The following is a 21,519-nucleotide window of genomic DNA, read 5'->3' on the forward strand; positions in this document are numbered from 1 at the left end:
TCTGGTAAGGCCCACCAAGGCGGTGCAGCCATGCGGATGATCTACCCCATGCGTCCTGCGCTCAGAACCAAGGCGGGCTCCTCGCCCAGGGAAGACGATGAAGGCTGATTTCTACGAAACGCTGGGTGTCCAGAAGGATGCCGACGAGAAGGAACTGAAAAGCGCGTTCCGCAAGCTCGCGATGAAGTTCCATCCCGACCGCAACCCCGGCGATGACGCGGCAGAGCACAAGTTCAAAGAGATCAATGAAGCGTATGAAACGCTGAAGGATCCCCAGAAACGTGCTGCCTATGACCGCTTCGGCCATGCCGCATTCGAAAACGGCGGCATGGGTGGCGGCCAGGGTTTTGGCGGTGGCGGCTTCGCCGACATCTTCGAAGACATTTTCGGCGACATGATGGGTCGTTCACGCCGTTCTTCCGGCGGACGCGAGCGCGGGGCGGACCTGCGCTACAACATGGAAATATCGCTGGAAGAAGCGTTCACCGGCAAGACGGCACAGATCCATGTGCCCGCGTCGATCACGTGCGACGATTGCTCAGGTTCCGGCGCCAAGCCAGGAACCCAGCCGGTGACGTGCTCCATGTGCGCCGGCCATGGCAAGGTCCGCGCCAGTCAGGGCTTCTTCTCGATCGAACGCACCTGCCCCCAGTGTCAGGGCCGTGGCCAGACGATCGCGGATCCGTGTCCGAAATGCGCGGGGCAGGGCCGTGTCACGGAAGAACGGACTTTGTCCGTCAATATCCCGGCGGGTATCGAGGACGGCACCCGCATTCGCCTCTCGGGCGAGGGAGAAGCCGGACTTCGCGGCGGACCGTCAGGAGACCTCTATATCTTCTTGTCGGTGAAACCGCATGAGTTCTTTCAGCGCGACGGTGCAGACCTGTTCTGCAAGGTGCCGATCTCAATGACGACCGCGGCATTGGGAGGTGCGTTCGAAGTCACGACGCTGGATGGTTCACAGGCGCGCGTGAAGGTGCCGGAGGGCACCCAGAATGCGATGCAGTTCCGTCTCAAGGGCAAGGGCATGCCCATCCTGCGGCAAGCGGCGGTCGGCGATCTCTACATCCAGGTGGCGATTGAGACGCCGCAAAATCTGACAAAGCGGCAGCGCGAGCTGCTGCAGGAGTTCGAGCAGATTTCGTCGCACGAGAACAACCCCCAGTCGACCGGGTTTTTCTCGCGCATGAAGGACTTTTTCGAAACTTTCGGTGAACGGAGCTGAATTCGACACAGAATTGTCGTGGTCCCCTGATAGTTTCTACGAAGGTCTTGCGCGGGGAAACGCAAGACCTAGTTTGGGGACCGTAAGTTCGATCAGGAGGCGACACACGGATGGCAGACACACCACGTAGGTCGCTCGGTGCTTGAGCTGGGCCCCGGCACCGGCGTCATCACGAAGGCAATATTGGCGACCGGGATTGCGCCTGAAAAACTGATCTGCGTGGAATTTTCCCCGGAGTTCGTTGGTCATTTGCGCGCCAATTATCCCGGCGTCAATATCATTCAGGGCGACGCCTTCAACCTCGATGATACCCTGTCTGACAAGCGCGATACTGTTTTCGACAGCATCATCTCGGGCGTTCCGCTTCTCAATTTCCCGGTGCACCAGCGTGTTGCCTATATCGAGGATTTGCTCGCTCGCCTGCCGGCGGGCCGCCCTGTGGTGCAGCTCACCTATGGTCCCAAATCGCCGGTGCCGCCCGGGCTTGGCAACTACACTGTCGAGCATTTCGACTTTATCCTGCGCAACATTCCACCCACACAACTGTGGATCTACCGGCGCGCTCACGCGTCCTGACCAAGCGTTATGCCCGTTCTCCGGGTGAGTTCCGCTTTGTCGCGATTTGGCCTATAGCCGAGACGACAGAGTTGGGCGGAGATCTACATGAATCCTAGAATTCTAGTGTTTGCGGGCTCGAACCGCACCGGCGCATTCAGCGGCAAGACCGCTGACGTGGCGCAAAAGGAACTGGCGCTGCAAGGGGCGGCAGTGACGCGCATCTCGCTGGCCGATTATCCGCTGCCGATCATGGATCAGGACCTCGAAAAAGAAAAAGGCATCCCGGACAATGCCTATAAGCTGGCGCGGCTGTTCGATGCCCACGACGCAATCCTGATCGCGACGCCGGAATATAATGGTTCGATCCCGCCACTGGTGAAGAACGTGCTCGACTGGATCAGTCGTATCAAGACTGACGCAGACCGGCCGCTGCGGCCGCTGCCGGGCAAGGTGATGGCGATCTGCTCGTCCTCACCTGGGCACTTTGCCGGAATTCGCGCGGCCTCGCATCTGCGTCAGATCCTGGCACATTTGCAGGCTGAGGTCATCGCCACGCAGTGCTCGATACCGAATGCCGAGGAAGCTTTCGACGATGATGGCGAGTTTCGCGAAGAGCGCAACCGCCGCTCGATGAGGAGCGTTGCAACCAATCTGATCGATCGGGCGTCGCAGGTCTCGCGGCACGCTGACCGATGATCGTCTACTATCTTACTCACCCGCAGGTGCAGATGGAACCGGACCGGCCCGTCGCGCTCTGGCGGCTGTCTGAGGTCGGGCGTGCCCGTGTGCACTCGGTGCTGGGGCGCAAGTGGGTCAGCGACGTTCAACGGATCATCTCGAGTGCCGAGACCAAGGCGGTCGAGACGGCATCAATCATCGGCGCGCATCTCGGCATCGCTGTCGAGTTTCATGAAGACATGGGAGAGAATGACCGCTCATCGACGGGTTTTCTTGAGCCAAAGGCGTTCGAGGCCGCAGCCGACTGCTTTTTCGGTGCGCCGCAAACAAGCTGGAACGGCTGGGAGCGGGCAGTGGACGCCGCAGATCGTATCGAAGCTTCGGTTCGTGCTGCGCTGGCGGCGCCGGCAGGGGCAGGACCGGTCCTTCTGGTCGGTCATGGGGCGGTTGGCACATTGCTGAAATGCCGGATTGCCGGGCAAGAGATTGATCGCCGCCACGATCAGCCGGCTGGCGGGGGCAATCTCTTTGCATTCGATGTTGCAGCGGAGCGGGTGCTGTGCGACTGGACGGCGATGGAACAATATTGAAGGAGTGCCTCAGATGACTGATGCTGTTGCTGATCGCCTGATCGTGGGTCTGGACCTGGCGCATGTCGCTGACGCCGAGAAGGTGGTGAAGGAACTGGACGGCGTCGCGCACTTCTACAAGGTCGGATATCGGCTTGCCTATAATGGCGGCCTGGAATTTGCCCGCGATCTCGTGCGTGACGGCAAGAGCGTGTTTCTCGATCTGAAGCTGCTCGACATCGACAATACGGTGGCGGAAGGCGTGGAGAACATCGCCAAGATGGGCTTCAGGATGCTGACGCTGCATGCTTACCCCAAGGCGATGCGGGCCGCCGTGGCTGCTGCCAAGGGATCGGACCTGACGCTTCTCGGCGTCACGGTGTTGACGTCGATGGATGCCGAGGATCTCAAGGAGGCAGGCTACCAGGACGACCCGCAGACGCTGGTGCTGCGCCGTGCCCGTCAAGCACTCGACGCCGGCATGGGCGGCATCGTCTGTGCGGCGACCGAAGCTGCTGCCGTGCGGCAGATCGTCGGCGCGGACATGGCGGTGGTCACGCCCGGTATCCGTCCGGCGGGTGCCGATCAGGGTGACCAGAAGCGCGTGATGACGCCGCGCGATGCATTGGTTGCGGGCGCGAGCCATCTTGTCGTGGCACGTCCGATCATTGCAGCGCCTGATCGTCGTGCGGCGGCGCAGGCCATTCTCGCCGACATGGCGAGCGCGTAAAATTCAACATTGGGAGGAGAACCGGAACATGGCAAAGGGATACTGGATCGCTCATGTCAATGTGCGCGATGCCGAGCGTTATAAGGACTATGTCTCGACCGCAAAGCCTGCTTTCGAACGCTATGGTGCCAATTTTCTGGCGCGGGGCGGGGCTTATCAGACGCTTGAAGGGCGCGCGTTCGCGCGCAATGTCGTAATAGAGTTTCCCTCGCTTCAGGCGGCGCTTGATTGCTACAACTCGCCCGAATATCAGGCGGCAAAAGCGATCCGCGTGACTGTCGCTGATGGTGAAATCACCATCGTCGAGGGTGCGTAGCCTTCCTTGAAGCTATTTTCGTCGTGCATCGAGAAGGGTGCACGACATCGCCTTGAAGGTAGCAGAAACGGAACAAACGCTCCGGTTCCTCGTTGTTGCTGGCAAAATATTCTGTTGCATCGCAGCAAAAGACTGTTAGCTTTTGCACAATTGCACGAATGTCGACCGGCTCCCATTGCCGCTGCCGGCCGCGGCCCGAGGGTACCGATGTACTATCAGCTTTACGAACTGAACCATGCCATCTTGCAGCCATATCGCGCCGGCGCAGACGCGCTGAAGCTGTTCTACCAGAACCCGCTTAATCCGTTCTCGATGACGCCGTTCGGTCGCTCCGCCGCCGCCGCCGCCGAAGTTTTCGAACGCACCACACGTCGCTATGCCAAGCCGGCCTTCGGGCTGGACTGCACGACTGTCGATGGCGATTTGGTTGCGATGCGCGAACAGGTGGTCTGGTCGCGTCCGTTCTGCCAGCTGGTGCATTTCGAGCGGGATCTGCCGCGCGAGCGCAAGCCCGATCAGAAGCTACTGATCGTGGCGCCGATGTCCGGTCACTACGCGACGCTGCTGCGCGGCACGGTCGAGGCGATGAGCCAGCACGCCGACGTCTACATTACCGACTGGACGGACGCGCGCATGGTGCCGCTGTCGGACGGGCGTTTCGACCTCGACGACTATATCGACTACATCATCGACATGCTGCACCATATTGGCCCCGGTACACACGTCATGGCGGTGTGCCAGCCTTCTGTGCCGGTGCTGGCGGCAGTTGCCGTCATGGAAAGTCGGGGTGATCGCATGGCGCCGGCTTCGATGACGCTGATGGGCGGGCCCATCGACACGCGCCGCAATCCGACCGCTGTCAATAAGCTGGCCGAAGAGAAAGGGATCGACTGGTTTCGCGACAACGTCATCATGCAGGTGCCGTTTCCCAATCCCGGCTTCATGCGCGACGTCTATCCCGGCTTTCTTCAATTGTCGGGTTTCATGACCATGAATCTTGACCGCCACCTGATCGCGCAGAAGGATTTCTTCGTCAATCTGGTGAAAAATGACGGAGATTCGGCGGAGAAACACCGCGATTTCTATGATGAATATCTCGCGGTGATGGATTTGACGGCGGAGTTTTATCTGCAGACCGTCGAGACGGTGTTCTGCAATCACGACCTGCCAAAAGGCACGATGATGCATCGCGGCCAGGCAATTGACCCGAGCGCGGTGCGCAATGTCGCGCTGTTCACGGTCGAAGGCGAGAACGACGACATTTCCGGCCTCGGCCAGACGCAGGCTGCACACGATCTGTGCAGCAATATCCCGCCGGAAAAGCGTGCCCACTACATGCAGCCGCAGGTTGGGCATTATGGCGTGTTCAACGGCTCGCGTTTCCGCGCGCAGATCGTACCCCGGATCGTCGATTTCATCGCGGCCAATGCGATGGCAGACGCGCAGAAACCAAAAGCGGCGGCCAAACCGCGCCTTGTTTCAACGAGAAAATGATGGTCGTCGTCTGTCGGTGTGGAATTGCTGTCACACCGGCACACTCACGGTAACCATGTTCGCATTGACGCCCGCAGCTTCGATTGACTTGCCCCTGACTGGACGGTTAACGTTTCATTAACGACCTACAGATTCAGTGAGCTCGGGGTGGCGAGAATGAAAGCCAACAAGGACGGATGGCGGTTGTGGCCGCTGGCAGCCTCAGCGCTGTTCTTTGCCGCCACGACCAGCAGCACTTCCCAGGCGTCCGGCGTTCACTCGATGATTACCGGCGGACTGACGTCGCAGCCGATCGGTCATTATGAGTTCTGCCAGACCAATTCAGCAGAATGCTCGATCCGTGTCCTCGATAGTGGACCGATGACGCTGACGGATGACAACTGGAAACTGATCTCACGCATCAACAGGGCGGTGAACGATGCCGTCACGCCGATGAGCGACTTCGACATCTATGGTAAGGAAGAGCATTGGGCTTATCCTGACCAGGGCGTCGGTGATTGCGAAGACTATGTTCTGGAAAAGCGTCGCCAGCTTGCGTCAGAAGGTATTTCACTGTCCAACCTGCTGATCACCGTTCTGCGCAAGCCGGATGGGGAAGGTCATGCGGTCCTCACCGTACGTACGGATCGCGGTGATTTCGTGCTCGACAACCTGAATGACGATGTCAAGCTCTGGTACAAGACGGGCTATCAGTTTCTCAAGCGACAGGCAGCAACCCATACAGGCCGTTGGGTTTCCTTGCGTGAAGATCAGAACATGCTCGTCGGTGCCGTCCAGTAGGCTGAACTGCGACCACACCGCAGACTTCTATTCACGCAGCCTGCTGCAACAGGCGCTCGCCGGCAATCCGATAGGAGATCGCCTCGGCGACATGTAGCCGTCCCACAACGGCGTTCCCTTGCAGGTCTGCCAATGTTCGCGCAACCTTCAAGACACGATGATAGGCGCGTGCCGACAGGCCAAGCCGGTCGCTGGCGTCGCGCAGAAGCGTGATGGCGGCAATGTCCGGGGCGGCGATTTCCTCGATCAGTGCCGTGGGACAGTTGGCGTTGACCGTCACGGTTTCGAAGCCGAGGCTGGCATAGCGCGCAGCTTGTATGTCCCGCGCCTGTTGAACCCTCGCAGCGACGGTTGCGCTTGTCTCGGCGCGCGCCGGGCCGATCAACTCGGCGGCTGAGACGGCGGGTACATTGACGCGCAGATCGATGCGGTCGAGCAGCGGGCCGGAGATGCGCGCCTGATAGTCGGACTGGCATCTTTGACCACGCGCGCAACGATGATCCGGCTCACCTGCCATCCCGCAGCGGCATGGGTTCATCGCCGCAATCAGCTGAAAGCGGGCCGGGTAGGTCACGCGGCCATTGGCACGCGCAACGACGCATTCACCCGCCTCCAGTGGCTGGCGCAGCGAATCGAGTGCCTGTGGCGTGAATTCGGGCAGTTCATCCAGAAACAACACGCCATGATGGGCGAGAGAGGCTTCTCCGGGACGCACGCGCAACCCACCACCGGTCAGGGCAGCCATGGTCGCGGAATGATGCGGCGCGCGAAACGGGCGACGGTCCGACAGCTTGCCTCCGGCGATTTCACCGGCCACCGAGGCGACCATCGACACTTCCAGAAGTTCGCGCGGGGAAAGCGGTGGCAGGATCGACGGCAGTCTCTGCGCCAGCATCGATTTGCCGCTACCGGGAGGGCCGATCATGAGAAGATTGTGGCCACCGGCGGCGGCAATCTCCAGTGCGCGACGGGCCGCCTCCTGACCTTTAATGTCCGAAAGGTCTGGCAGGTCGTTTGGAGGTGCGTGAACGGCAGGTTGTGGGCGCGTCAGCACCTGGGTGCCGCGGAAATGATTGGCGATGGCGATCAGGCTGCGTGGCGCGAGGATGTCTATATTCTCGCCGGCCCAGGCCGCCTCTGCACCGACGGAGTGCGGACAGATCAGGCCCTTGTGCATCTCATTGGCGCCGATGGCCGCCGGCAGCGCACCGACCACTGGTGCAATCGTTCCGTCGAGCGCCAGTTCGCCGATGACGACATAGGGGGCAAGCGCGTCAGCGGGCAGGACACCGATCGCGCTCATCAGCCCGAGTGCGATCGGCAGGTCGTAGTGACTGCCTTCTTTCGGCAGGTCGGCAGGTGCTAGATTGATTGTGACCTTCTTGGCGGGCATCGAGAGCCCCGAGGCATATAAGGCGGCCTGAATGCGCTCGCGGCTTTCGCCTACGGCCTTGTCGGCGAGGCCGACAATGTGCATCCCGACCTTGCCCGGTCCGACCATGACCTGCACATCGACCGGCACCGCCTCCACACCGTTGAATGCGATTGTCGTGACGCGAGAAACCACCGCCCCCTCCAGCGTGGCCACAAAGGCTACAATGCGAGTTCTCTAGCGACACCAATGAAGCATAAAAAGCGGAGTCTTTCAAGAACAAAATAAGAACATATCAAATTCAATAAATATCGATAGTTGTGTCCATTTGTAACAATGGAGCGAGTGTTGCGAGGTCCGGAAAGATACGAACTATAGAGTGCGTGCGACTTCCTCCAGTTGTTCGGCGCACTGGCCCCATCCTTCGTGGAAGCCCATCTTTTCGTGAGCCGCGCGGTCTTCTTCCTTCCAGTGCAGAGCCCGCGCGGTGTAGCGGGTCTTGTCGCCCTCGTCCTCGAAGGAGATGACGGCGGTAAAGAAGGGGTTTTCCGCCGGGGTCCAGGCATCGGTGTAGGCGTCGGTGAACACCAGTTTTTCGTTTGGAACGACTTCCAGATAGACGCCGCGTGACGGGAACTCCTCACCGTCAGGATTGCGCATGGTAATCAGGTTGGCGCCGCCAGGACGCAGGTCGAGCGAAGCGGATGCCGTCTCCCAGGGACGGGGGGCAAACCATTTCACCAGCAGGTCGGGCTCGGTCCAGCAGCGCCAGACCTTGTCACGCGGCGCATCGATAAGGCGTGTCAGAACCAGTTCGTGAACGGTTTCGGAGCCCGACATGTCTTCCTCCTGATGAAATGGGGTTTACCCAAACGTCACAGGAGGAAGAGAGTTCCCGATAGGCGCGATCAGGCGCGCTTGGCTTCGACCGCGTCCCAGAACAAGGCCGCGATGTCGGCGCCGCCGAACCGCTTGACCTCGCGGATGCCGGTCGGCGAGGTGACGTTGATCTCGGTCATGTAGTCGCCGATGACGTCGATGCCGACGAGGATGAAGCCGCGTTCCTTCAGCGACGGGCCGATGCGGGCGCAGATTTCACGTTCGCGCGCGGTCAGTTCGGTCGGCTCGGCGCGCCCGCCTGCATGCATGTTGGAGCGGGCGTCGTGTTCGGCCGGTACACGGTTGATCGCGCCGACCGGCTCGCCGTCGATCAGGATGATGCGCTTGTCACCCTTGCGCACGTCCTTGAGATAGCGCTGCACGATATAGGGTTCGCGGAACATCTGATCGAACATTTCGAGGAGCGAGGACAGGTTGCGGTCGGCTTCGTGCAGGTGGAAGATGCCAGCGCCGCCATTGCCGTAGAGCGGCTTGACGATGATGTCGCCATGCTGCTTACGGAACGCGTCGACCTCGCGCGGGTCTTTGGTGATCAGCGTTTCCGGCATCAGGTCGGGAAATTCGGTGACGAAGATCTTTTCCGGGCTGTTGCGCACCCAGGCCGGATCGTTGACCACCAGCGTCTGCGGGTGGATGCGCTCCAGAAGATGCGTGGTGGTGATGTAGTTCATGTCGAAGGGCGGGTCCTGGCGCAGCAGGATCACGTCCATTTCCGACAGGTCGGTGCGCACTTCTTCGCCAAGCGTGTAGTGGTCGCCCTGAACGTCGCGCACCTCCATGGCCTCGATGCGGGCATAGATCTTGCCGCCTTCCATCGAAAGCCGGTCGGGCGTGTAGTGGAACAGCTTGTGGCCGCGTCGTTGCGCCTCGAGCGACAGGGCAAAAGACGTGTCGCCTGCAATCGAGACGGTGGAGATGTGGTCCATCTGGACCGCGACCTTCAGGGCCATGGCGGACTCTCGCTGTTCGGTTGATGTCTGCGATGCTCTACAAGGTTGCGGGTTTGTTGCCAATCGCCATCTATCCGGCGCGGCTGAGCGGCAGCGCCGGGGCAACCGCAGCATTGTCCTGCAGCGGCACGCCATGTGCCGGGGCGAGGCTGAGATAGTGGATGCGTTTCTGCTCGGCGCGGCCACGGGCGACGGAATCGAGGATCAGGCCGGCGACCATCATGATCATCGACAGCGACAGCAGACCCATCGACAGGATCCAGGTCGGCATACGTGGCACGAGGCCGGTCAGCGCGTATTCGTACAGCACCGGAATGGCGAACACACCGCTCACGCCCAGAAAAACTGCCGACAACGCGCCGAAAAAGCGCGCCGGGCGCGTCTCCATCATCAGCATGGCGAACATCCAGAGGATCTTCGCGCCGTCACGGAAGGTCGACAGCTTCGATTGCGAACCTTCGGGGCGACGGCCGTAGTCGAGCGTCATCTCGCAGACCGGGATGCGCAGCATCGAGGCATGCACCGACATTTCGGTTTCGATCTCGAACCCGGTTGACACTGCCGGGAAACTTTTGACGAAGCGACGGGAAAACACACGGTAGCCGGAAAAGATGTCGGTGAAGTCGCGTCCGAACAGGGACCGGTAGAGCAGGTTGAAAATGCTGTTGCCGAAGGCGTGACCGGCGCGACCTGCATCGTCCGTGACGCCTCTGCGGGTGCCGACGACCATGTCGACCCGCTCGGTCACCAGCGCGTTGATGAGTTGCGGCGCGTCGTGCGGATCATAGGTGCCGTCGCCATCGGCCATAATGTAGATGTCCGCGTCAACGTCGGCAAACATGCGGCGCACGACGTTGCCCTTGCCCTGGCGCGGTTCGCGCACGACGATCGCGCCGGCAGCGCGCGCCTGCAAGGCGGTCAGGTCGCTGGAATTGTTGTCGTAGACATAGATGGCGGCCTGCGGCAGCGCGTCACGAAATCCGCGCACAACCGCGCCGATAGTCTGCTCCTCGTTGTAGCAGGGCAGCACCACCGCAATGGTCGGGTCGGGCCGGGACAGCACTTGCATATGGAGCACTCCGAGAAGGAAACGCGCTTGCGACGTCGGCTTTACTATTTCTTGAACGGGTTAAGGTCAGGTTAGGCGACAGCTTGGCAGAGGCGGATTTCAACTTGAGCAGCGTTTCCTCGTTATTTCGGACCGACGGGCGGTCTGCGGCGGTCCGCCATGCTGGTATCGCCATCGCGGTGACGCTGGCCTTTCTGGCTTTCCATGCAGCGCGTGGATTTCCGACGCTGACTGACAGCAAGGGCGACAATGACAGCCTGTTACGACTGGTGCAGGTCCGCGACCTTCTGGCCGGTCAGTCATGGTTCGATCTGAACCAATATCGGATGGGGCTGGAAGGCGGTTTTGAGATGCACTGGTCGCGGTTGATCGACCTGCCGATCGCGGTGCTCATCCTGACAGTCGGCGAAACGGCTGCATTGGTGATATGGCCGATGCTCTTGTTTGCGCTAAGCCTTTTTCTGATCATTCGCGCGACGCATCTGATTGGTGGGGATGCGGCAATTTTGCCGGCCGCCGTGACCGGCGGGCTGGCGCTGCTCTTCGTCAACGTCTTTGTGCCCGGCGCACTCGACCACCATAATGCCCAGCTGGCGTTGGCGCTTGGCACGATCTACGCGATGATGACCGCACTACAGGCAGGCAGCAGATCTGCCGCTTCCGGTGGGGCTGCGGCAGCTATCTGCGCTGCCCTGATGGTGGCCATCGGGATGGAGGCAGCGCCCTATGCCGCGGCGGCCTGTGCCGTTGCCGCGGGCGGATTTCTCGCTGGAGGCACTCGAAATGTGACGGTCGCGCGTTGGTTCGGGCTTGCTTTTGCAGGCACCGCAGCGCTTTGCCTTGGCGCGACCGTGCCACCGCAAAACTGGTTTCTGGTCGCGTGTGACGCGCTGTCATTGCCGCAGACCACGCTCGCCGTCCTTGGTGGTGGCGGGCTGGCACTGGTAACATTCATCCCGTCGCTGTCACGCACATTTGCGATGCGTCTTTCTGCCTTGGTGGGGCTCGGCCTGTTCGCCACCTTCGTTGCGGTCAGCGCTTTCCCTCAATGTCTTGGCGATCCTTATGCCGACCTCGACCCCTTGCTGCGACGCTATTGGCTGAGTTCGGTCACCGAGGCGCAGTCCTTGTCTGCATTGATAGACGCGCGCGGATACAGCACGATTGCAGGCTACTACGCCACGCCTCTCCTTGCGCTGATGGTTTTGGCCGTAGCAGCGCTGCGCCGAGGGTTCACCGCACCGGCGTTGGTACTTGCGGTTTTCCTGACGCTGGCGGTGGCTGTTTCGTGCTGGCAGGTGCGCGGCGGTGTGTTTTCTGTGGCATTTGCTGCCATTGTTCTGGCTGCCTGGATCGGCAGGTTGCGCATTGCTGCGCTGGACCAACGCAACCTGTGGGCACAATTGCCGATGGCGGCAGTCTGGCTCCTGTCCGTCAGTCTGCTGTGGCAAGCTGTTGGAGCCGCGGCTGAGCCCAAAACGGCGGATCTTGCGCGCAACTCCGATCTGGCCGAACCGCAGCAGCAGAGCTGGTGCTATTCGCTCAGCGATCTAGCGGAGCTGGCGCAATTGCCGGCAGGAACGGTACTGACGATCTCGAATCTCGGCTCGATTGTGCTGCGTCAGACGGGGCACCGGGTGCTGAACGGTCCTTACCACCGTAACAATGACGGCAATCGGGCGGCGCTCGATCTGTTGATGGCTCCGCCAGCTGACGACGGGCGCGGCGCGCGGGCGCGTGGGATCGACTATGTTGCCTTCTGCCCCGGCAATCCTGAAACAGTGGCATTGGCGCATTGGGCACCAGCGGGTCTTGCAGCAGTGATGCTGGATGGAAGCATTCCGGACTGGCTCGAGCCGTTGACAGGCAGCGAAACATCGCCTTTGCAAATTTTTCGGGTAAGCCCTTGAGAAGTCAGCCTCACAACAGATCGGGCGGATACCTTTCATTAAAGAAATCTGTGACAGCTTGCCGCCCGTCTCGGGCAAAACATAGACGACTGGAAAGAGAACATCATGCCGGTGCCAAGCCGAAAGGGGAGCGGCCACATCAGCAACACGGAGGGCGTGGATCTTGCCTTCACGGATCCACTGACCGGGCTCGGCAATCTGCGTCGTTTTTTCGACAAGATCGATCGGCTGATCGAGGAGCGAGCTGACGATCCGGCGCCGTTTACGGTAGGCATTCTCGATCTCGACGGGTTCACCCCGATCAATGATCTGTTCGGGCGTCGTTCGGGTGATAACATTCTGCAGCAGGTGGCAATGCGGCTCTCTGCGTCGATGGATCAGCACTCGACCGTCACACGCGTCGGCGCCGATGAGTTCGCCTTTCTGTATCCAATGGTGTTCAGCGAAGAAGCAGCGCGCGAGCGCGCGTTGATGCTGATCGAGATCCTGTCCGCGCCTTATGATGTCGGGGACCGTACGGCCCGTCTGTCGGCATCGGTTGGCTGCTCCATGTATTATTCGGGCGAAGAAGATACCGAGACGCTAGTCTCCAAGGCCGAAACTGCACTCTATCATGCCAAACAGTCCGGTCGCGGCAAGGTGATGGTTTACACCCGTGAGATGGAGGAAGCGGCCAAGCGCGTGACCCGCATCGAGCAGGCGCTGCGTCGCGCGGTCGCGGCCGGCGAGGTCGAACCCTTCTTTCAGCCGATCGTTGATCTTTCCACCCGGCAGGTCGTCGGGTTCGAGGCGCTGGCGCGCTGGAACGACCGGGATCTCGGCATGGTTCCACCGGATGTTTTCATTCCGATTGCCGAAGAGCGGGGTATCATCGGCCAGCTGTCGCAATTGTTGCTGCGCCAGGCAACCGAAGCTGCCTGCAACTGGCCGGACGAGCTGTTCCTGTCGTTCAATTTGTCGCCGTCGCAACTGGTGGACCAGAACACCGCACGCCACATTCTCGACATTCTCCAACGAACGGGCTTCGATGCCCGCCGGCTGGAAATCGAAATCACCGAAACCGGCCTCATGACCGATCCGGACTCGGCAGAGAAGATCGTAGGCGAGCTGCGTGCGGTTGGCATCCGGGTCGCTCTCGACGATTTTGGGACGGGCCAGTCATCGCTCGGACGGCTGCGAGAATTTCACTTCGACAAGCTCAAGATCGACCGCGCTTTCGTCAGTTCGATCCTCGAAGACAAACCTTCCGAGCACATCATTCGCGCAATTCTTGCGATGTGCGAGGGTCTGGGCATGGATGTGGTGGCCGAGGGGATCGAGGAGGAAGAGCAGGCTGCGCGCCTTCTGCAGTTTGGGTGCGCCGGCGGCCAGGGATATATGTTCGGCAAGCCGGTCAATGCCGCGGCCACAATGAGATATCTGCGCGATCATTACCGCGCGGATTTGCCGGCAGATGGCGCTTCCAGCTCAGCTTGACTTGCTGATGCAGATAGGTGCGTGACCAGAACTGACGAAGCCGAGCTTGCTGGCGGCAGCCTTTGAAAGATCGATTACCCGGCCCTTGATGAACGGGCCGCGATCATTGATGCGCACGACGACGGATTTGCCGTTGCGCTGGTTGGTGACTTTTACCTTTGAGCCAAAGGGAAGGCTGCGATGAGCGGCAGTCATCAGCGAGGCGTTCATCCGCTCGCCGGAAGCCGTCTTGGAGGACAGGGCATACCAGGACGCACTGCCGCACTGGGCGGAGGCTGCGGTGGCGGAAAGAGCGACAAAGGTCGCGGCGGCAACGGTCGCGAAGGCGACCCGTGCTCGTCTGGCTGTCATGCTGGAAAATGTCCTGTGCCATTGAAGATAGCCGAGCGGCTACCGAGCGAATGGGGCAGGGCAAGGTCACGGCCGAACACTTATGCCGACTCAATGAAACATTAGGTCATGCGCATGGAGGCAGCGCGACCGCCATCGCGCTGTTCTTAAGGACCGGACATTGCCGGTCTCAGCCTGCGTCGGCGGCGGCTTCGAGCGCGGCGATGTCGAATTTGTCCATCTGCATCATCGCTTCGGCAACGCGCTTCACGCGTGCCGGATCGGCGTCCATCATCAGTTCGCCAAGCCGTCGCGGCGTGATCTGCCAGGACAGTCCCCAGCGGTCGCGCAACCAGCCGCATTGCTCATAGCTGCCATGCTTGCCCAGCTCTTCCCAGAGAAAATCTATCTCCGCCTGCTCGTCACACTCGACCATGATCGAAAAGCTGTGGTTGAACGGATCGAGTGGCCCGGCTTCGATCGCCTGATAGTTCTGGTCGCCAAGGGTGAAGCCTGCGAGCCGCACGCTGCCGGCCGGCCCGCTCGGCGAGTCGGCAGGAAGGGACGACACCCAGTGAAGCGCCGAACCTGGGATCAGCGAGGTGTAGAAGGTGACAGCCTCCTCCATCCCGCGTTCGAACCAGAGGTGCTGGGTGACGCGGGTCATGGCTGGGCCTTCACGTCCTGAGCTGGACCGACAAGACCAAACATCGCACCTTGCGGATCGGTAGCGACGATGATCCTGCTGCCGCCCGGCACGTCGGCGGGGCCGTGGTGAATCTGTCCGCCATGTGCGGCGATAGACGTGGCAGCGTTGTCGATGTCGTCAACACCGAAATAGAAAACCCAGGTCGATGGCATGCCGCTTTGCGCCTTCATTACCGCGCCAATGTCGACGCCGTTCTGCTGGAACATCTGATAGTCGCCGAGGTCATCCATCGGCATTGCCTGACCCTTCTGCCAGCCGAACTGCTCGCCGTAGAAGGAGAGCGCTGCTTCGGGATCGCGGGTTGCCAGTTCATTCCATTGACAGTGACCGGGCTTCTGAGCGTCAAATGAGCCGCTCGTCTCGTCGGGCTCGCCGCGCATGACGTAGAGCGCGGCCCCTTGCGGGTCCGACAGCATGGCAAAGCGTCCAACGCCAGGAATGGAGCGTGGCGCGAGGTGAACGGTGCCACCAGCTTGCGCCATGCGAAGGGACGTGGCATCGACATCATCAACCCCGATATAGCCGAACCAGGACGGGTGAGCGCCGTTGTCGGCCGCTTCGCTGGGCGTTTGCAGGAGTCCCGCCACAGGCATGTCGCTGGCCGAAAATACCTGATAGTCGCTTGCGGGGTCGCCAAATTTGTCGGACGACCACCCCATCACGGCCTGATAGAACGCGCGGGCGGCCTCTGGGTCCGAGGTCATCAATTCGTACCAGATGAAATCGCCTTGTCGGTTACGCATGTCCCGTCTCCTGCACGTCGAGGATCGGGCGGAAGCCGCCATGGATCATGCGGCTGCCATCGAACGGCATCTCGCCTTCCATCATCCTTGGGTCTGACATTGCGCGCGCCCAACCGGCGTCGCGGGCTTCGCGCGAGGGCCATTCGATCCAGGAATACACCACTTTCTCGCCCTCTTGCGCCATCACCGCTCTCTGGAAGTCGGTGATCTTGCCGACGGGCACGTCGTCACCCCAGGCGTCAACCACGCGGGTTGCGCCAAACTCTTTCAACAGATCGCCGTTGCGGCTGCTGAATTTCTCGTAGGCGGCACGGTTGTCGTGCGGAACCGCGCAGACCATGCCGTCGACATAACCCATCGTTGCCGTCGCGCCGTCGTCGCCGACGACTTCGAAGCCGCCAAAGATCATCCGCATGGCATCAAACGGCATGGTCTTGCTCATTTCTTCCATGCGCGGATCGGCCATCATCTTCTGATGGGCTGAATCGCGGACCTGTCGGGAAGGAAACTCGATCCAGGAAAAGAGGACGATTTCGTCGTCCTTGGCTTTCACCGATCCCTTGAAATCGTTGATCTTGCCGTCCGGGACATCGTCGCCCCAGCACTCGACCAGACGCGTGGCGCCAAATTGCAGAAACAGCGGGGCAGCGGTTGCCGCATGCTGGCGGTATGCCTCCTTGTTTGCAGCCGGGACGGCTACAACAAAACCTTCAATATAGGTCATGACGGGTCCTCCTGATTTCAGTCGGCAGGTTGATACCAACGTAGCTGTCGCAACGTGTTGCATATCTCGACATGCCGCAAGTGACTAACAACGCATGGCGACGCCTCGGGTTCACACACGTCCTGAATAAACCGGCTGCCGCTCAATGATTTTTCGGGGCGAGAGGCTGCATATGGTCAGATTGACTTGGTTCGGAATTGTATACATACCTTGAGAGGTGGAGACAGGGAGGACGTTATGACGAAAAAGACGGCGTTGGTTGTCAGTGCGCATTCGGCGGATTTTGTCTGGCGATGCGGTGGCGCAATCGCGCTGCACTCGCAAAAGGACGTTGATGTCACTGTTGTGTGCCTGTCCTACGGCGAGCGCGGCGAAAGTGCCAAACTGTGGAAGCAGGCGGGAATGACGCTGGATAAGGTGAAGTCCGAGCGTCGCCGTGAGGCCGAAAACGCCGCACGAGCGCTTGATGTTCATGACATCCAGTTCTTCGACCTCGGCGATTATCCGCTCGAGATGGATCGCGCCGCCAAGGATCGGCTGGTCGATGTCATGCGGGCGGTGCAGCCGTCTTTCATGATGACCCACTCGAAATACGATCCTTACAACACCGACCACATGTATGTGTCGCAATGGACGCTGGAATGCCGCGCCATTGCGCAGGCCTGGGGGCACAATCCCGGGCAGAAGATCCTCGGTGCGCCGCAGGTCTATCTGTTCGAGCCACACCAGACCGAGCAGATGAACTGGAAGCCTGATACTTTCCTCGACATCACGCCGGTGTGGGAGAAGAAGTGGGCGGCGATCCAGTGCATGGAAGGTCAGGAGCACCTCTGGCACTACTATCGCAATGTTGCGGAAAATCGCGCCAATCATTTCCAGCGCAATTCCGGCGGCCAGTCGGGTGGGCGTGCCGCAAAATATGCCGAAGGTTTCGAGAGCATCTTTCCGCGCACTGTGGATGAACTGTGATGGCAGGGATCGTCGTCAGGAACATTGAACGCGCGGCCCAATCGGTGATCGACAGGCTTGCGCTGTGCGGGGTTGCGACGGTTCACGAGGCGCAGGGGCGGACCGGGCTTCTGGCCAGTAATTTGCGCCCCATTTACAGCGGGGCGCGCGTTGCGGCGTCGGCGGTGACCATTTCAGCCCCGCCTGGCGACAACTGGATGGTGCATGTGGCCATCGAGCAGTTGCAGGAAGGCGATATCCTTGTGCTGGCTCCGACAAGCCCGTGCGAAGACGGCTATTTTGGCGACCTGTTGGCGACCTCGGCGCAGGCACGTGGATGCCGTGGGCTGATCATCGACGCGGGCGTGCGAGACGTTGCCGACCTGACCGACATGCGCTTTCCGGTCTGGTCGAAAGCGATCTTTGCGCAAGGCACGGTCAAGGAGACGCTGGGCTCGGTGAACGTGCCGATCGTCTGCGCAGGTGCGCTGATCAATCCGGGCGACGTGATCGTGGCTGACGACGATGGTGTCTGTGTCGTGGCGCGCGAAGACGCCGCGGCGGTAGCCGAAAAGGCTGAAGCACGCGTCGCGCTGGAGGAGGAAAAGCGCCGCCGTCTTGCCGAGGGCGAACTCGGTCTCGACATCTACAACATGCGCGGCCGCCTTGCCGAAAAGGGCCTCAAATATGTCTGAGCCCTCTCAGGCTCGATGCATGTGGATGCGCGGCGGCACGTCGAAAGGCGGCTATTTTCTCGCCGACGATCTGCCGCAAGATGCAGCGGAACGCGACGCGTTCCTGCTGCGGATCATGGGCTCGCCCGACCCGCGCCAGATCGATGGCATGGGCGGTGCAGATCCGCTGACGTCAAAGGTGGCGGTGGTGCGCCGCTCGCAGCGCCCCGGCGTTGATGTCGACTATCTGTTCCTGCAGGTGTTCGTCGACCGCGCGGTTGTCACCGATGTGCAGAACTGCGGTAACATTCTTGCAGGCGTTGGCCCGTTCGCGATCGAGCGCGGGCTGGTGGATGCTCAGGACGGCGAAACCAGCGTTCGCATTCACATGGACAATACCGGGCAGATCGCCATTGCGACGGTGGCAACGCCACGTGGACACGTCACCTATGCGGGCGATGCGCGGATCGATGGGGTTCCGGGCACAGCAGCGCCGGTGCCGATCGAGTTCAAGGACACGGCTGGCTCTTCTTGCGGTGCTTTGCTGCCAACCGGCAATTCCTTCGATGAGATCGACGGCGTTGAACTGACGATGATCGACAACGGCATGCCCTGCGTCGTGATGCGCGCGCATGATCTCGGCGTCAGCGGATATGAAACGCCGCAAGAACTGGAAGACAACCTGGCGCTGCGCGAAAGGCTTGAAGCGATCCGGCTCAAGGCCGGGCCGCTGATGAATCTTGGCGATGTCAGCGACAAGTCGGTGCCGAAAATGACGCTGGTGGCGCCAGCCCAACATGGCGGCGCGATTGCCACCCGAACATTCATCCCGCATCGGTGCCATTCGTCCATTGGCGTACTGGGCGCGGTCAGCGTTGCAACAGCGTGCCTGCTTCCGGGCTCGCCAGTGGCTGATCTGGCTTCCGCAGGGCAAGGCGCGCGCCGGAGCCTGTCGATCGAGCATCCCACCGGTGAAATGACCGTTGTCGCCACATTGGATGACCAGGGAAATGTCGCGAGTGCCGCAATCTTGCGCACGGCGCGCAAGCTGTTCGATGGCGTGGTCTTCGCAGACTAGGACATTTCCGCTTGCCGCCGAAAGCAAGGAAAAGCTCTCCTTGTTTCTTCGCACTCTCGCCGGAAATGTTCTCGCTCAGAACGGCTCGAACTGAACCAGCGTACCCTCATCGATCGCGTCATCCCCCGGCGGGAGCAGGGCGATGCCGTCGGCGGTGGCGGCGGCGCTGAGGCTGGCGGAGGAGCCGCGTGCCAGCCGCTCGATGACAGGCAGGCCGTCGACGGTCCGCCCGGAAAAGCGCGCGGGCACGAATTCGGTGCGCCCGTGGCGAGCCGCGTGTGAAAAACCGGTAATCACCGGCTGGGCGACGGGGTCGATTTCTGCAAGGCCGGCCATTGCACGCAAGGCTGGAAGCGCGATGCGGCGGAAGGTGACAAGGGCGGCGTTGGGGTTGCCGGGCAGGCCGACAAACAGGGACTGGCCGATGCGCCCGATCTTCACCGGCTTGCCAGGGCGCATGGCGACCTGAACCACATCCAGCTCCCCGCCGCTGTCTTGCAGCACCGAAGCGACGTGGTCTTCCTCGCCGGCCGAGACTCCGCCAGTGGTGATGATGGCGTCGCACGCAAGGGCAGCCTTTGCGAGCATGTGCCTGAGTGCGTCCGGGTCATCCGCCACAATCCCGAAATCCTCAACGTCAGCCCATTTGCTTTCGGCCAGCATGGCACGCAGCAGGACGCGGTTGGAGTTGTGGATCTGCCCCGCAGACAGGGCCTCGCCCGGTTCGCGCAACTCGGAGCCGGTGGAAATCAGGGCGATGCGAACTTTGCGGGCGACTGCTACCTTGCCATGTCCGGCGCCTGCCAAGAGGGCTAGCCGGGTTGGGGTTAACAATATGCCTTTTGCCAAGAGGCTTGCCTCGGACGCGACGTCTTCGCCGGAAAAGCGGATATTGTGTCCGCTGGCCGGACGGGAGCTGAAAGTGACGTGATCGCCGCTGCGCAGACAACGTTCCTGCATCACGACCGCGTCAAAGCCGTCGGGCACCGGCGCGCCGGTGAAAATACGCAAAGCCGTCGCAGGGCCATGCGACGAATGTAGCGGCTTGTCGCCCGCAGCACGCCGGCCTTCGACTGTGAAGGTCCATGGGCCTGATCCATGGAATTCTTCAGTGCGGACAGCATAGCCGTCCATTGCTGATGCATTGAACGGCGGGACGGCATTGCGCGACAGCACCGCACCGGCAAGAACACGGCCTGCCGCATCAAGCAATGGCAGAACCTCCGTTTCCGTGACGGTGGCCGCCAAGGCAACCGCGCGCGCCGCTGCGATATCGGGGGCGACCGGGGCAGAGCGGGCGCTGCCGCTTGTGGAAGCGTGGCGGCCCTGCGTCAGGAAGCTGTCATCTGTCGTCGCCATCGCAGGATCCTCCTTCGCCCACAGGCACTATTTTGAGCCCTAGCTGTAGCATCAGGCACACATTTTGCCGATTTATTGCGCCGGGGTGTGGAAATATCGCACTCGGAGCCGATTTTATTCAGGAAGATTTAATTCAAACTTTACCATGCTGGCGCTGACGTAACGTCAATCTGGCCGTTGCGGGAACTTTTCCGGCGAATGTTTCTTTCTGTACACAATCGGAACGTTAATTATGTCTACCCGGAAAGAAGAGACGATGAAACAACGTCAGGCACGGGACCTGATCCATCAGGAATTGACGTCGGAGACCAACCGGCGCTTCCTGAATCGCATGAGCGCATTCAAGCTTGAACGGGGGCTCCCCGATCGGCTGCAGGATCTGTTGCGACAACTCGACAACGCAGAAAGAAAGCGTTGGAGTTCATAAAAAAACCGCCGGCTTGGGGCCGGCGGTCGACGTTCGTAGAAACTTAAATCAGGCTGCCGAAGGAGCCGCTGGACGCGGGCTGCGCACTGGCATTTTCTTCTTCGGTGCCGGCAGCAGACCTTCACGCTGCGCCTGCTTGCGGGCCAGCTTGCGCGCACGGCGCACTGCTTCACCCTTTTCGCGGGCACGCTTCTCGGATGGCTTTTCGTAAGCGCGACGTGCCTTCATTTCGCGGAAGACACCTTCACGCTGCAACTTCTTCTTGAGAGCCCGGAGGGCCTGGTCAACGTTGTTGTCGCGTACAATAACCTGCAATGGATTTCCTGACTTCTAACGGGTTCACCCGGCATGTTCTCGGCATGATGGGTATGGAAGAGGACCGTCCGTGCGATCCTGTGGCGGAGGCGCTGGCAAAAAATGAACGAATGAGATCGTCGCGACGCCTGCGCACCAAAAGATGAACTCGATATAGAGCTCTGGGCCAGATATGCAACCCTTTT

General features: G+C 60.8%; 23 protein-coding genes and 1 pseudogene. 14 read left to right on the forward strand and 10 right to left on the reverse strand.

The features are described from left to right. The first annotated feature begins 97 nt into the window (after positions 1–97). The 8 genes and pseudogenes from dnaJ (at position 98) to BMZ42_RS11855 (ending at position 6,350) form a co-directional block, all read left to right on the forward strand. Entirely contained in the window at positions 98–1,225 is a 1,128-nt protein-coding gene (gene dnaJ / locus BMZ42_RS11820; protein ID WP_091522576.1) for a molecular chaperone DnaJ, read from the forward strand. Positions 1,226–1,354: 129 nt separating this feature from the next. Next, positions 1,355–1,801, forward strand: a pseudogene (locus BMZ42_RS11825) (class I SAM-dependent methyltransferase); the annotation flags it as partial. Positions 1,802–1,888: 87 nt separating this feature from the next. Then, positions 1,889–2,479 carry an NADPH-dependent FMN reductase gene (locus BMZ42_RS11830; protein ID WP_420492465.1) on the forward strand — a complete coding sequence of 197 codons (591 nt, stop codon included), beginning with the start codon at positions 1,889–1,891 and terminating at the stop codon, positions 2,477–2,479. Beyond that, entirely contained in the window at positions 2,476–3,051 is a 576-nt protein-coding gene (locus BMZ42_RS11835; RefSeq protein WP_091522584.1) for a histidine phosphatase family protein, read from the forward strand. Before BMZ42_RS11830 ends, BMZ42_RS11835 begins: the two co-directional genes overlap by 4 nt. 13 nt (positions 3,052–3,064) lie before the next feature. After that, entirely contained in the window at positions 3,065–3,760 is a 696-nt protein-coding gene (gene pyrF / locus BMZ42_RS11840; RefSeq protein WP_091522587.1) for an orotidine-5'-phosphate decarboxylase, read from the forward strand. A gap of 28 nt (positions 3,761–3,788) precedes the next feature. Further along, positions 3,789–4,076 carry a DUF1330 domain-containing protein gene (locus tag BMZ42_RS11845; protein ID WP_091522589.1) on the forward strand — a complete coding sequence of 96 codons (288 nt, stop codon included), beginning with the start codon at positions 3,789–3,791 and terminating at the stop codon, positions 4,074–4,076. A 207-nt stretch (positions 4,077–4,283) separates the two neighbouring features. After that, positions 4,284–5,570, forward strand: a complete 1,287-nt coding sequence (locus BMZ42_RS11850) for a polyhydroxyalkanoate depolymerase (protein WP_091522591.1) — start codon at positions 4,284–4,286, stop codon at positions 5,568–5,570. 156 nt (positions 5,571–5,726) lie between these two features. Then, on the forward strand, positions 5,727–6,350 hold the full coding sequence (locus BMZ42_RS11855) for a transglutaminase-like cysteine peptidase (RefSeq protein ID WP_091522594.1): 624 nt from the start codon (positions 5,727–5,729) through the stop codon (positions 6,348–6,350). 31 nt (positions 6,351–6,381) lie between these two features. Here BMZ42_RS11855 and BMZ42_RS11860 read toward each other — a convergent pair whose 3' ends face one another. The 4 genes from BMZ42_RS11860 to BMZ42_RS11875 form a co-directional block, all read right to left on the reverse strand. Further along, positions 6,382–7,917 carry a YifB family Mg chelatase-like AAA ATPase gene (locus BMZ42_RS11860; RefSeq protein WP_091522597.1) on the reverse strand — a complete coding sequence of 512 codons (1,536 nt, stop codon included), beginning with the start codon at positions 7,915–7,917 and terminating at the stop codon, positions 6,382–6,384. Positions 7,918–8,094: 177 nt separating this feature from the next. Further along, positions 8,095–8,562: an SRPBCC family protein gene (locus BMZ42_RS11865; RefSeq protein ID WP_091522598.1), complete on the reverse strand. Its 468-nt coding sequence runs from the start codon at positions 8,560–8,562 to the stop codon at positions 8,095–8,097. 68 nt (positions 8,563–8,630) lie between these two features. After that, on the reverse strand, positions 8,631–9,572 hold the full coding sequence (gshB, locus tag BMZ42_RS11870) for a glutathione synthase (RefSeq protein WP_091522601.1): 942 nt from the start codon (positions 9,570–9,572) through the stop codon (positions 8,631–8,633). A gap of 70 nt (positions 9,573–9,642) precedes the next feature. Then, positions 9,643–10,641 carry a glycosyltransferase gene (locus BMZ42_RS11875; RefSeq protein WP_091522602.1) on the reverse strand — a complete coding sequence of 333 codons (999 nt, stop codon included), beginning with the start codon at positions 10,639–10,641 and terminating at the stop codon, positions 9,643–9,645. Between the two features lie 104 nt (positions 10,642–10,745). Between BMZ42_RS11875 and BMZ42_RS11880 the strand changes: the two genes are divergently transcribed. Further along, positions 10,746–12,551, forward strand: a complete 1,806-nt coding sequence (locus tag BMZ42_RS11880; protein WP_139207914.1) for a GtrA family protein — start codon at positions 10,746–10,748, stop codon at positions 12,549–12,551. Between the two features lie 105 nt (positions 12,552–12,656). Beyond that, on the forward strand, positions 12,657–14,027 hold the full coding sequence (locus tag BMZ42_RS11885; protein ID WP_175556704.1) for a putative bifunctional diguanylate cyclase/phosphodiesterase: 1,371 nt from the start codon (positions 12,657–12,659) through the stop codon (positions 14,025–14,027). Here the strand turns inward: BMZ42_RS11885 and BMZ42_RS11890 are convergent. From BMZ42_RS11890 to BMZ42_RS11905, 4 genes are all read right to left on the reverse strand, one after another. Then, positions 14,019–14,378: a septal ring lytic transglycosylase RlpA family protein gene (locus tag BMZ42_RS11890; protein WP_091522606.1), complete on the reverse strand. Its 360-nt coding sequence runs from the start codon at positions 14,376–14,378 to the stop codon at positions 14,019–14,021. The genes BMZ42_RS11885 and BMZ42_RS11890 overlap by 9 nt on opposite strands. Before the next feature lie 169 nt (positions 14,379–14,547). After that, positions 14,548–15,024 (reverse strand): VOC family protein, encoded by a 477-nt coding sequence (locus tag BMZ42_RS11895; protein ID WP_091522609.1) that lies wholly within the window; start codon positions 15,022–15,024, stop codon positions 14,548–14,550. Next, positions 15,021–15,809: a VOC family protein gene (locus BMZ42_RS11900; protein WP_091522612.1), complete on the reverse strand. Its 789-nt coding sequence runs from the start codon at positions 15,807–15,809 to the stop codon at positions 15,021–15,023. The genes BMZ42_RS11895 and BMZ42_RS11900 overlap by 4 nt, the downstream gene beginning before the upstream one ends. After that, a complete protein-coding gene (locus BMZ42_RS11905) occupies positions 15,802–16,533 on the reverse strand; it encodes a DUF1428 domain-containing protein (protein ID WP_091522614.1) in 732 nt (243 codons plus the stop codon). Before BMZ42_RS11905 ends, BMZ42_RS11900 begins: the two co-directional genes overlap by 8 nt. A gap of 237 nt (positions 16,534–16,770) precedes the next feature. On the opposite strand from BMZ42_RS11905, the gene BMZ42_RS11910 reads away from it, so the two are divergent. From BMZ42_RS11910 to BMZ42_RS11920, 3 genes are read left to right on the forward strand one after another with little or no spacing between them, the layout of a single operon-like run. Further along, positions 16,771–17,502 carry a PIG-L deacetylase family protein gene (locus BMZ42_RS11910; protein ID WP_091522618.1) on the forward strand — a complete coding sequence of 244 codons (732 nt, stop codon included), beginning with the start codon at positions 16,771–16,773 and terminating at the stop codon, positions 17,500–17,502. After that, positions 17,502–18,176, forward strand: coding sequence for a 4-carboxy-4-hydroxy-2-oxoadipate aldolase/oxaloacetate decarboxylase (gene ligK, locus BMZ42_RS11915; protein ID WP_091522621.1), 675 nt, complete (start codon positions 17,502–17,504; stop codon positions 18,174–18,176). Before BMZ42_RS11910 ends, ligK begins: the two co-directional genes overlap by 1 nt. After that, a complete protein-coding gene (locus BMZ42_RS11920; RefSeq protein WP_091522624.1) occupies positions 18,169–19,233 on the forward strand; it encodes a 4-oxalomesaconate tautomerase in 1,065 nt (354 codons plus the stop codon). Before ligK ends, BMZ42_RS11920 begins: the two co-directional genes overlap by 8 nt. Before the next feature lie 75 nt (positions 19,234–19,308). On the opposite strand, the gene BMZ42_RS11925 is transcribed toward BMZ42_RS11920, so the two are convergent. Continuing rightward, entirely contained in the window at positions 19,309–20,592 is a 1,284-nt protein-coding gene (locus tag BMZ42_RS11925; RefSeq protein WP_091522626.1) for a molybdopterin molybdotransferase MoeA, read from the reverse strand. A gap of 256 nt (positions 20,593–20,848) precedes the next feature. Here BMZ42_RS11925 and BMZ42_RS18020 point away from each other — a divergent pair, with 256 nt between their 5' ends. After that, positions 20,849–21,019: a hypothetical protein gene (locus BMZ42_RS18020; RefSeq protein WP_175556705.1), complete on the forward strand. Its 171-nt coding sequence runs from the start codon at positions 20,849–20,851 to the stop codon at positions 21,017–21,019. Positions 21,020–21,067: 48 nt separating this feature from the next. On the opposite strand, the gene rpsU is transcribed toward BMZ42_RS18020, so the two are convergent. Continuing rightward, positions 21,068–21,334, reverse strand: a complete 267-nt coding sequence (rpsU, locus tag BMZ42_RS11930) for a 30S ribosomal protein S21 (protein ID WP_091522628.1) — start codon at positions 21,332–21,334, stop codon at positions 21,068–21,070. Between the last annotated feature and the right edge of the window lie 185 nt (positions 21,335–21,519).

This window comes from Aquamicrobium aerolatum DSM 21857 (assembly GCF_900113935.1).
Classification (GTDB): Bacteria; Pseudomonadota; Alphaproteobacteria; order Rhizobiales; family Rhizobiaceae; genus Aerobium; species Aerobium aerolatum.